9 protein-coding genes and 1 pseudogene are annotated in these 9,887 nt (G+C 43.1%); 8 read left to right on the plus strand and 2 right to left on the minus strand.

The features are described from left to right. Positions 1-272 precede the first annotated feature (272 nt). Entirely contained in the window at positions 273-2,198 is a 1,926-nt protein-coding gene (locus tag CSV67_RS16290) for an ABC-F family ATP-binding cassette domain-containing protein (RefSeq protein ID WP_099632639.1), read from the minus strand. 153 nt (positions 2,199-2,351) lie between these two features. Between CSV67_RS16290 and CSV67_RS16295 the strand changes: the two genes are divergently transcribed. The 4 genes from CSV67_RS16295 (at position 2,352) to dacB (ending at position 5,699) form a co-directional block, all read left to right on the plus strand. Further along, positions 2,352-2,999, plus strand: a complete 648-nt coding sequence (locus CSV67_RS16295; RefSeq protein ID WP_099632640.1) for a redox-sensing transcriptional repressor Rex — start codon at positions 2,352-2,354, stop codon at positions 2,997-2,999. A gap of 63 nt (positions 3,000-3,062) precedes the next feature. Beyond that, on the plus strand, positions 3,063-3,254 hold the full coding sequence (locus CSV67_RS16300) for a twin-arginine translocase TatA/TatE family subunit (RefSeq protein WP_029055052.1): 192 nt from the start codon (positions 3,063-3,065) through the stop codon (positions 3,252-3,254). 17 nt (positions 3,255-3,271) lie between these two features. Beyond that, positions 3,272-4,075: a twin-arginine translocase subunit TatC gene (gene tatC / locus CSV67_RS16305; RefSeq protein ID WP_099632641.1), complete on the plus strand. Its 804-nt coding sequence runs from the start codon at positions 3,272-3,274 to the stop codon at positions 4,073-4,075. Between the two features lie 133 nt (positions 4,076-4,208). Further along, positions 4,209-5,699 carry a D-alanyl-D-alanine carboxypeptidase/D-alanyl-D-alanine endopeptidase gene (gene dacB / locus CSV67_RS16310; protein WP_099632642.1) on the plus strand — a complete coding sequence of 497 codons (1,491 nt, stop codon included), beginning with the start codon at positions 4,209-4,211 and terminating at the stop codon, positions 5,697-5,699. Between the two features lie 474 nt (positions 5,700-6,173). Here dacB and CSV67_RS16315 read toward each other — a convergent pair whose 3' ends face one another. Beyond that, positions 6,174-6,905: a CPBP family intramembrane glutamic endopeptidase gene (locus tag CSV67_RS16315; RefSeq protein WP_158231683.1), complete on the minus strand. Its 732-nt coding sequence runs from the start codon at positions 6,903-6,905 to the stop codon at positions 6,174-6,176. Between the two features lie 195 nt (positions 6,906-7,100). Here CSV67_RS16315 and groES point away from each other — a divergent pair, with 195 nt between their 5' ends. From groES to CSV67_RS17165, 4 genes and pseudogenes are all read left to right on the plus strand, one after another. Continuing rightward, a complete protein-coding gene (gene groES, locus CSV67_RS16320; RefSeq protein ID WP_029055048.1) occupies positions 7,101-7,385 on the plus strand; it encodes a co-chaperone GroES in 285 nt (94 codons plus the stop codon). Between the two features lie 57 nt (positions 7,386-7,442). Further along, positions 7,443-9,080, plus strand: a complete 1,638-nt coding sequence (groL, locus tag CSV67_RS16325) for a chaperonin GroEL (RefSeq protein WP_099632644.1) — start codon at positions 7,443-7,445, stop codon at positions 9,078-9,080. 398 nt (positions 9,081-9,478) lie between these two features. Next, a complete protein-coding gene (locus CSV67_RS16735; protein ID WP_158232968.1) occupies positions 9,479-9,622 on the plus strand; it encodes a hypothetical protein in 144 nt (47 codons plus the stop codon). 150 nt (positions 9,623-9,772) lie between these two features. Next, a pseudogene (locus tag CSV67_RS17165) lies at positions 9,773-9,887 on the plus strand (KGG domain-containing protein); the annotation flags it as partial.

A 9,887-nucleotide genomic window follows, 5' to 3' on the forward strand; every position in this document is an offset into this window, starting at 1 on the left:
ACTTAATCAGATGACGCTTTAAATTATCATCAATTCGTTTTCTCATGTGGACACACTCCATTCAGTTTGTTTGTTCTTTTAATCCAAACACGCTCATTAGATTATGTCCACTTTTTATACTACCTTCACGACCACTCATACTATCTGGGCGAACGCTCTATTTTACAACATACCCGCTCATACCCAAAATAACATAGAAAAAACGAGCATCAAGAACCACCCAGTTCTTGATGCTTGTTTTGTTTTAAACTATTTTAAGGTTCCAGACGTTTTTACAGTTTCTCTAACTCATCTTGCAGTAACAACCACTCCTCCGATCGTTCGTCATGGACAGCCTGGATTTCGTCGATTTGACGTTGGATATCCATTAGTGCGATGTGATCGTTTGCTAGTTCGGGTTCTAGTAGCTTTGCTTGCAAAGTTTCAATTTCTTCGTCAAAGGCTTCGAGTGCATTCTCTACGTCAGCAATGGACCGTTTAAGCCGGCGTTCATGGCGTTGATTTTCCTTATTTGCCACTTCTTTCTTGGCGACAGGCTCTTTTGCTCGTTGTTCGAGTTGTGTAGCCGCTAATATCTCTTCTGTCTCAGTCTTTTTCTCGACGAAGTAATCGTAATCGCCTAGGTACTCCACTGTTCCATCGTCACTCATTTCAATAACTTTGGTTGCGAGTCGGTTGATAAAGTACCGGTCATGTGACACGAACAATATCGTTCCAGGGAAATCATCAAGTGCATTTTCTAAAATTTCTTTGCTGTCGAGATCTAAATGATTCGTTGGCTCGTCCAAGATCAATGTATTGGATTTCTCGAGCATTAGTTGCGCCAATGAAAGACGTGCTTTTTCTCCACCTGAAAGGGAAGTGACGAGTTTTTCTATGTCGTCACCCGTGAACAGGAAGCGTCCGAGTAGGGAGCGTACATCTTTTTCATTCATTTGTGGCCAGTCGTCCCATATTTCCTGCAAGACGGTACCTGTGCCAATAAGTGTTGCCTGATTTTGATCGTAGTAACCAAATTGGACATTCGTGCCGTAGCGAATTTCCCCACCCATCAGTTCGTTGCGCTTTACTATAGTTTTAAGCAACGTGGATTTGCCGACACCGTTCGGTCCAACAAATGCTACACGATCACCTTTATAAATACGCAAATTGATGTTCTGCGATACAGGTTCTTCACCATAGCCAATTTTGACATTGTCTAACGACAGTACATCGTTACCGCTTGATCGGTCAATTGAGAAGGAGAAGTTCGCGGATTTCTCGTCGCCGTCAGGAGATTCCATCCAGTCTCTCCGCTCTAGTTGCTTACGTCGGCTCTTCGCCATTTTGGAAGTGGACGCACGCGCAATATTTTTCTGAATGAATTCCTCCAACTTGGTCCGTTCATCCTTTTCTTGAACAAATAACTTCTGATCACGTTCATAGTTCTTCGCTTTCTCATCTAAGTATGAGCTGTAATTACCGCTGTACCTTGTGACTTTCCGTCGAGATACTTCATATACAGTGGTAACTACTTTATCGAGGAAGTATCGGTCATGTGAAACGATTAGAATCGCACCTTCGTAACCCGACAAATACCGTTCGAGCCAGTTCAATGTTTCGATGTCCAAGTGATTCGTCGGTTCATCGAGTATTAACAAGTCTGGCTTACTCAGAAGCATCCTTGCAAGCGCTAAACGAGTCTTTTGACCGCCTGACAGTAAGTGCACAGGCTTCTCGAAATCATCCGGGTAAAACCGCATGCCATGAAGCACGGAACGAGCGTCGGCTTCAAACTGATAGCCTCCTGCCTCCTTAAAATCAATTTGAAGTTCATCGTATTCCGTCATGATGCGAGTATAGCGACTCGCATCTTCAAGAACCGTAGGATTCGACATTTCATGCTCTAGCGCGCGCAGCCGACTTTCCTTTTCACGAAGGGGTGCGAATACCGTCATCACTTCATCCCAAATCGTTAATTCTGAATCCAGCCCACTGTGCTGCTCGAGATAGCCCATGCGTACATCTTTAGGAATGATGATATCTCCTTCGTCCGCGGATATTTCACCTGCAATAATTTTCAATAAAGTCGATTTTCCAGCACCATTTCGTCCAACTAATGCGACGCGATCTCGATGCTGTACTTCGAGACGGACGTTTTCTAGTAGATCCGTGCCGGAAAAAGACTTTGTCAGTCCATTTACTTGTAAAATAATCAAGCCCCACACCTCTATTCTTTATCAGTTTAATGGAATGGAGCGTCCCATGCAATAATCGGCTTTACAATAAACCCGTTGTGCTGTACGATAAAAACGGCTGTACCCTTGTTTAGGGGTTGGTCATTGAAGTGACGATGGAGGTAGGGCACAGCTGTGAGTAAACCTAGAATTCCGCAGGCAACATCAAAACGATTGCCTCTATATTATAGATTTTTACGAAATTATGCAGATAAAGGTGTACAACGCATTTCCTCAGGTGAATTAAGTGAAGCGATGAAGATTGATGCTGCAACAATTCGCAGAGATTTCTCGCATTTTGGGGCGCTTGGACGCAAAGGATACGGCTATGACGTAGATTCCTTGCTGCAATTCTTCCGCGAAACACTTGATCAAGACGAAGAAACCAAAGTGGCATTAATCGGGGTAGGTAGTCTCGGCAACGCTTTTTTGAAATACAATTTCCAAAAGATCCACAATACGAAAATTGTCGTGGCATTCGATCCGAAAGCTCCACATGAAGGCGAACTAAAGAACGATATTCTTATTTATCCACCTGATCGTCTTGAAGAGAAAATTAATGAACTAGGTATTGAAATGGTTATTTTGACTGTGCCATCACGTGTTGCACAGGAATTGACGGATCGTCTCGCTACAACGTCTGTGAAAGGGATATTGAACTTTACCCCTGAACGGCTGGCGGTACCAGATACAATCCGTATTCAGACAATCGATTTGTCCGTTGAGTTGCAAACATTGATTTATCTTATCAAAACGGACGTAAAAGATTCACAAATTAGGTGACACTGCAATAGTAAAATTATAGGTTTTCATGTAGAATAGACATATTATGAGGAGGTGGCCAACATGGCTCCAGGTATCGGAAGTTTACTGATTATCGCTGTGATCGCGTTACTTATATTTGGTCCTAAGAAATTACCTGAAATCGGTAAAGCATTCGGTTCTTCATTGCGTGAATTTAAAAACGCAACAAAAGGCCTTACAGATGACGAGGACGACGTAAAAAAGGTTGAAGACAAGAAAGAAGAAGTGCGCTGAGTTAGGGTGTTATTCTGATGGCAGATAAAGACTTAACAATCATTGAGCATATAGATGAAGTGCGAAAACGGCTGATGGTAATTGTCGTTTTCTTTATTGTTGGGGCAATTGGCAGTTTCTTCTTAGCGAAGCCTCTGATCAATTTTATCCAATACGATACACCTGCTGAACAAATTACATTGAATGCATTTAACGTGATAGATCCAGTCGTGATCTATTTGAAAGTTATAGTATTCCTAGCGATTGTCATTATTTCACCGGTTATCATGTATCAATTTTGGGCCTTTATTTCACCTGGACTTCGTGAGCTTGAACGTAAGGTCACATTGTCGTATATCCCGTTTGCTTTTCTCTTATTTCTAGTAGGGATTAGTTTCTCGTATTTCATATTGTTACCATATGTCATGAAATTCATGATTAATCTGTCAGGTCAATTGAACATTGAGCAGACAATTGGTATCAATGAGTATTTCTCTTTTTTATTCTCACTATTATTGCCGTTCGGTTTTGTCTTTCAGTTACCGATCGTCATTTTATTTTTATCGCGTCTCGGCGTGTTGCAACCTAAAGTACTCGTTAAGATACGGAAAGTTGCGTATTTTGTCTTGTTCGTAATTGCGGCGTTCATTACACCACCGGATATCGTATCGCATTTATTCACTTCGGTTCCGCTGTTCATCCTGTATGAGATCAGTATCGTGATTTCTCGTCTAGGCTATCGGAAGTTCGAGAAATCTGAACGTCTACGCCAGATGGAAGAAGTCAAAGCAGAGCAACAGCGTCAGATTGATGAAGTGATGAATAAAACGGATGATAAGTAAACATAAAAGATCCTCTTGCAAATGCAGGAGGATCTTTTATGTTTACGGGACCACAGTCAAATATGGGTTCATTTACCAATGCCTCTATGGTAAACTATCTAAGAATAGAATGAGTAGGGGGACATGAATACAAGTGAATAGAAAAAAGACTCCAACTAGATGGAGCAAGTGGTTACTAGGTGCATTATTGCTTATGGCGAGTGTTACGACTCCTATTATAGAAGGTCAAGTAGCTGCGGCTCAGCAGTCCTATAAAGGGTTAGAAACAGGCATTAATCAAGTTATTTCAAGTCAGCGTATGCGGGGGACACGAAGCAGTGTCGTCGTACGTGATGCGGATACTAATCACGTGATCTATCAATATCGTGGCAATCAAGGTATTACACCCGCTTCGAACGTCAAAGTTCTAACCAGTACATCAGCCCTTGAAGTGCTGGGGAAAGATTATACTTTCGATACAGATGTCTTAACGAACGGTACAGTGAAAAACGGTATTCTCGACGGTCATCTCTATTTGCGTGGGACAGGTGATCCGACATTACTTGAAGCCGACTTATTACGTTTGGCCCGGCAAATCCGTGAATCAGGTATCCGTTCCGTTACAGGACATATCGTGGCGGACGATACATGGTTTGATACACAGCGTCTATCACCAGGTATTCATAAGGCAGACGAGACGCATTACTACGCAGCGCAAGTTTCGGCACTGACGATCTCACCGAATAAAGACTACGATGCAGGTACGACAATCGTTGAAGCGAAGCCGACACGAAACGGAAAAGCAGGAGCTGTCACATTGACTCCTCACACGGATATCGTAAAAGTCGTCAATCGCACACGTACCGTTCCAAAAAATCAACACAATACTGTGACGATGAAACGTCAGCAAGGAACGAATACGATTATCGTTTCAGGAAACGTACCACTCAACTCAAACGGCAAGCGCCAATGGGTAACGGTATCGAATCCGACAGCCTATACAGCGGACGTCTTCAAACGCGCACTGGCTAAAGAAGGTATCAAGCTTCAACCAAATGCTCGTGTAACACGTGGAAAAACTCCCGCGAATGCAGAGTTACTTGCAAAAAAAGAATCGATGTCATTGTACTATTTAATGATGCCATTCATGAAGTACAGCAATAACTCCCACGCAGAAGTCTTGGCAAAGTCTATGGGGCGCGCAGTATATAATGAAGGAAGTTGGAATGCCGGCTTGCGTGTTGTGAGGGAAACGTTAGAAAAAAACGGTATTAGCACAAAAGGTATTTATTTAGAAGATGGTTCAGGTATGTCTCATAAGAATAAAATCCCTTCAGAGAAAATTGCGGAAGTGCTGTATGCAGCCCAATCTAAAGATTGGTATCCTGCATTTGAGCGTTCGTTGCCAATCGCAGGTGTAAATGATCGTATGCTAGGTGGAACGTTGCGCAACCGTTTGACAAGTCCTATTGTCAGAGGCAAAGTGCAGGCGAAGACCGGTTCGCTCAACGGTACGGATTCGTTGTCGGGCTACGTGAAGACGAAGAGCGGACAAGAGCTGATCTTCAGTATCCTGACAGAGAACGTGAAAGGAACAGCGAAGCCTGATATTGATAAGATGGTACAGGTAATAGCTGCGCAGTAAGAAGTAGGAGGTTTGTAGTTCGGAGATTGGAGTTCCAGCAGGGGGCGCTTTCCTGAGGGCGTGGCTTACTCAAGGCAGTCTATGAAAGCACATGCTCCTAACGCTTCGCTTTTACTCGCAAAAGCCGTTCTTCGTTACGGCTCTCGCTGATCCTCCAGGAGTCGTTCCTGCTTCCACTCCAATCCCTACAAGAGGACTATGAGCATAAGATAACGTCATTATATAATTCGTGTAATATCTCTTTCACTTACTATAATTAGAAATGAAAACTAGTTGATCGTAAGTGGAAGGCGGCGACTCTGGGAGGATCAGCTCGACAGGTGAGACAACTAAAGGAACGAAGTGACTAGTTGGCTCACCGCGGGCCCTCCAGAACGCGTCCGCCTGGAACGTCGAACAACGGTGCTTTCCCGCTCACCGAACTTTATATATATCCACATTAAAAAAATCTCCCCATTCACGGGGAGATTTTTTCTATTGCAGGAATAATACGATGCCCTGCTGCATATCTTGTAATTGTTGCAGTTTATCCGCATTCCATTGCACGACAGTGACGAAACTGTTCATGAGGAAATGGGCAATCATCGGGGTCAGTAGACGCTTAGTCTTGTAATAGACGAAGGCAAACGCGAGACCTGGCATTAAGTACATCAGCAAGTGTTGCAACTCGCCATGCACGGCTGCAAATACGATGGCGCTGACAATCGCAGCGACCCAAAAGTTCGTTTTTGTGTACAAGCCACCGAAGATAATCCGGCGGAAGACGACTTCTTCGAGGAACGGTGCAAATAGCACCATAGCGAAAATAATAATAGGTGCGGTTTTCGAAATATTCGACAATAATTCCGTATTTTCGGAGCCAGCGGTGACACCGAACACGGACTCAATCGCGGCACCTATAATTTGTCCAGCCATGGCGAGGAAGAAACCAAGTACTCCCCATAGAAGAACGCTTCCGAATCCGACAGGCTTTCCTTTAAATGCAGGTAAGAACTTCTTATTTTGTAACAGGATCACAGCAATGATCAGTGCAGCGATACCTTGCGTGATGAATAACGTCCAGGCGAAACCTTGTGATACGGCATCTGCTTTAGACAAGTCTTTGCCGGTGAAGTAAATAATTAATTCAGGGGCAAGAAAAATGCTGGTAATCTGCAGCAACACATACGACATGAAGATCATCAGAGCAACAACCCAGTTTTTCACGGTGCACAACCTTTCTTTCATACATGTTGATTAGTTTAACGCGAATAAAGACGTTTGGCAAAAGAAGAAATTGTCGAACACTTTTACTTGCAATTATGTGTGAAATTCATTAATATTAGAGTTGTGTTAGCACTCATCATAAGTGAGTGCTAAGAAAAATAAAAATTACACATTATCTCGAGGAGGTTGTTTCATTTGTTGAAACCACTAGGTGACCGTATCATTATCGAATTAATCGAAGCAGAAGAAAAAACATCGAGCGGCATTGTTCTACCGGACTCTGCGAAAGAAAAGCCACAAGAAGGAAAAGTAATCGCTGCTGGTACAGGCCGTGTTCTTGAGAACGGACAGCGCGTCGAACTAGAAGTATCTGAAGGCGACCGCATCATCTTCTCTAAATACGCAGGCACTGAAGTGAAGTATGAAGGTACTGAATACTTAATCCTTCGTGAAAGCGACATTCTTGCAATTATTGGATAATTAATAAAAAAGTACATGTAGTAGAAAAATAGAAAATTCTGGAGGGTATCAAATACAATGGCTAAAGAACTTAAATTTAACGAAGAAGCACGTTCCGCAATGCTCCGCGGTGTAGATACACTAGCAGACGCTGTAAAAGTAACACTTGGGCCAAAAGGTCGTAACGTCGTACTTGAGCGCAAATTCGGTTCACCACTCATCACAAACGATGGTGTAACGATCGCAAAAGAAATCGAGCTAGAAAATGCATTCGAAAACATGGGCGCAAAGCTTGTAGCAGAAGTTGCATCCAAGACGAATGACATCGCAGGTGACGGAACAACAACAGCAACTGTACTTGCACAAGCCATGATTCGTGAAGGCTTGAAGAACGTAACGGCTGGCGCAAACCCAGTCGGTATCCGTAAAGGAATCGAAAAAGCGGTAATCGCAGCGGTAGAAGGTCTTCAAAGCGTTTCCGATGAAATCGAAAGCAGACAAGAAATTGCACAAGTTGCAGCAATCTCTTCTGGTGACGAAGAAGTCGGTGAGTTGATTTCACAAGCAATGGAGCGCGTAGGTAATGACGGTGTCATCACAATCGAAGAATCTAAAGGCTTCATAACAGAGCTTGATGTAGTAGAAGGTATGCAATTCGACCGTGGCTACGCATCTGCGTATATGGCAACAGACACAGACAAAATGGAAGCAGTACTTGATAATCCATATGTCTTGATTACAGATAAGAAGATCAACAACATTCAGGAAATCCTTCCAGTGCTTGAACAAGTCGTTCAACAAGGTAAACCATTGTTGATTATCGCAGAAGACGTTGAAGGTGAAGCTCTTGCTACACTAGTTGTCAACAAACTTCGCGGTACATTCAACGCAGTAGCAGTTAAAGCGCCTGGCTTCGGTGATCGCCGTAAAGCTATGCTTGAAGACATCGCAATCCTAACAGGTGGACAGGTGATCACAGAAGATCTAGGACTTGACCTAAAATCTGCTGACCTTACTTCACTCGGACGCGCCGCGAAAATCGTAGTAACAAAAGATAATACAACAATCGTAGAAGGTAGCGGTGACGCAGGTTCAATCGAATCACGCGTAGGCCAAATCCGTTCACAGTTGGAAGAAACAACTTCTGAATTCGACAAAGAGAAATTGCAAGAACGTCTAGCTAAACTTGCTGGCGGCGTAGCAGTTATCAAAGTCGGAGCTGCAACTGAAACAGAGTTGAAAGAGCGCAAACTTCGTATCGAAGACGCATTGAACTCCACACGTGCAGCAGTAGAAGAAGGAATTGTATCTGGTGGCGGTACTGCACTAGTTAACGTTTACAAGCAAGTAGAAGCATTACTTGAAGATACGGAAGGCGATGTATCTACTGGTATTAAGATTGTACTTCGTGCACTTGAAGAACCAGTACGTCAAATCGCAACTAACGCGGGCCTTGAAGGTTCTATCGTTGTAGACCGCTTGAAGCGCGAAGAAGTCGGCATTGGTTTTAACGCAGCAGAAGGCACGTGGGTTAACATGGTAGAAGCAGGTATCGTGGATCCAACGAAAGTAACTCGTTCTGCACTACAAAATGCAGCATCTGTAGCGGCTATGTTCTTGACTACTGAAGCTGTAGTGGCAGACCTACCAGAACCAGCAGGTGGCGGTGGAATGCCTGATATGGGCGGTATGGGTGGAATGGGCGGCATGATGTAAGTCAAGCTGTTCTAATTAAAAGGCGTCAACTCCTAACGATTTAGGAGTTGGCGCTTTTTTGCTTACGAAATATCAGATTACTGAAGCAAAGATGGTTTTTATAGAAAATATCATTTTTTGTAAACTTGAACGAGTAATAGCTAAAAACAAAGTATGATCATGAAGGTACCTATCGTGCCATTTTATAGCATAAAACATAATTAACATATCAAAATAAAGAATCAATTGCGGACATAACCACATTGAATTCCGTTCCTCTGCAGCTGATTACAATAAGAGAAAAGCCGTCAAAATTGCACACCAGATGTACTAATTGGAAGAGAAGTAAAACCTAATATTTGCAGCGTAAGCACGCTTTATCAACGGCATGTTCTATTAAGATGCCTTTCCCAGGAAGGATGAATGAAAACCAAGCAGTCATCAAGAAAGAAGGGGAAAGTGAGCTTTTAAATGCAGCATTCTTGGTCGTGTTAATGAACATTCGAACTGCCAAAGAATTTGGATATTTAGGAGGAGATACAATCGTACAACGCCTTCGTTAGAACATAACCATTACGCTAGTTAAGCGCATATGCAAGTGTAGTATTACTATCAAATCTGCATCCATAGATGTTTTGATTTAAAGCTTATGGGTATATGATAGAGTGTGCAGGAAGTTGAACGCACAAAAATATATAGAGGAGGAATTAGTAATGGCTAAGAACGATCAAAACGAACGAAATCAAAACGATGGCAGTATGACCGTGGAAGAGGCAGGACGTAAAGGCGGCGAGGCTACCTCCAGAAATCACGACAAGGAATTCTACG

This window comes from Sporosarcina sp. P2, assembly GCF_002743255.1.
Taxonomy (GTDB): Bacteria; Bacillota; Bacilli; order Bacillales_A; family Planococcaceae; genus Sporosarcina.

Bases quoted from the DNA above. Each gene is read 5' to 3' on its own strand.
- CSV67_RS16300 (WP_029055052.1), top strand. From the start codon at position 3,063: ATGGCTCCAGGTATCGGAAGTTTACTGATTATCGCTGTGATCGCGTTA.
- tatC (WP_099632641.1), top strand. From the start codon at position 3,272: ATGGCAGATAAAGACTTAACAATCATTGAGCATATAGATGAAGTGCGA.
- groL (WP_099632644.1), top strand. From the start codon at position 7,443: ATGGCTAAAGAACTTAAATTTAACGAAGAAGCACGTTCCGCAATGCTC.
- CSV67_RS16735 (WP_158232968.1), top strand. From the start codon at position 9,479: ATGAATGAAAACCAAGCAGTCATCAAGAAAGAAGGGGAAAGTGAGCTT.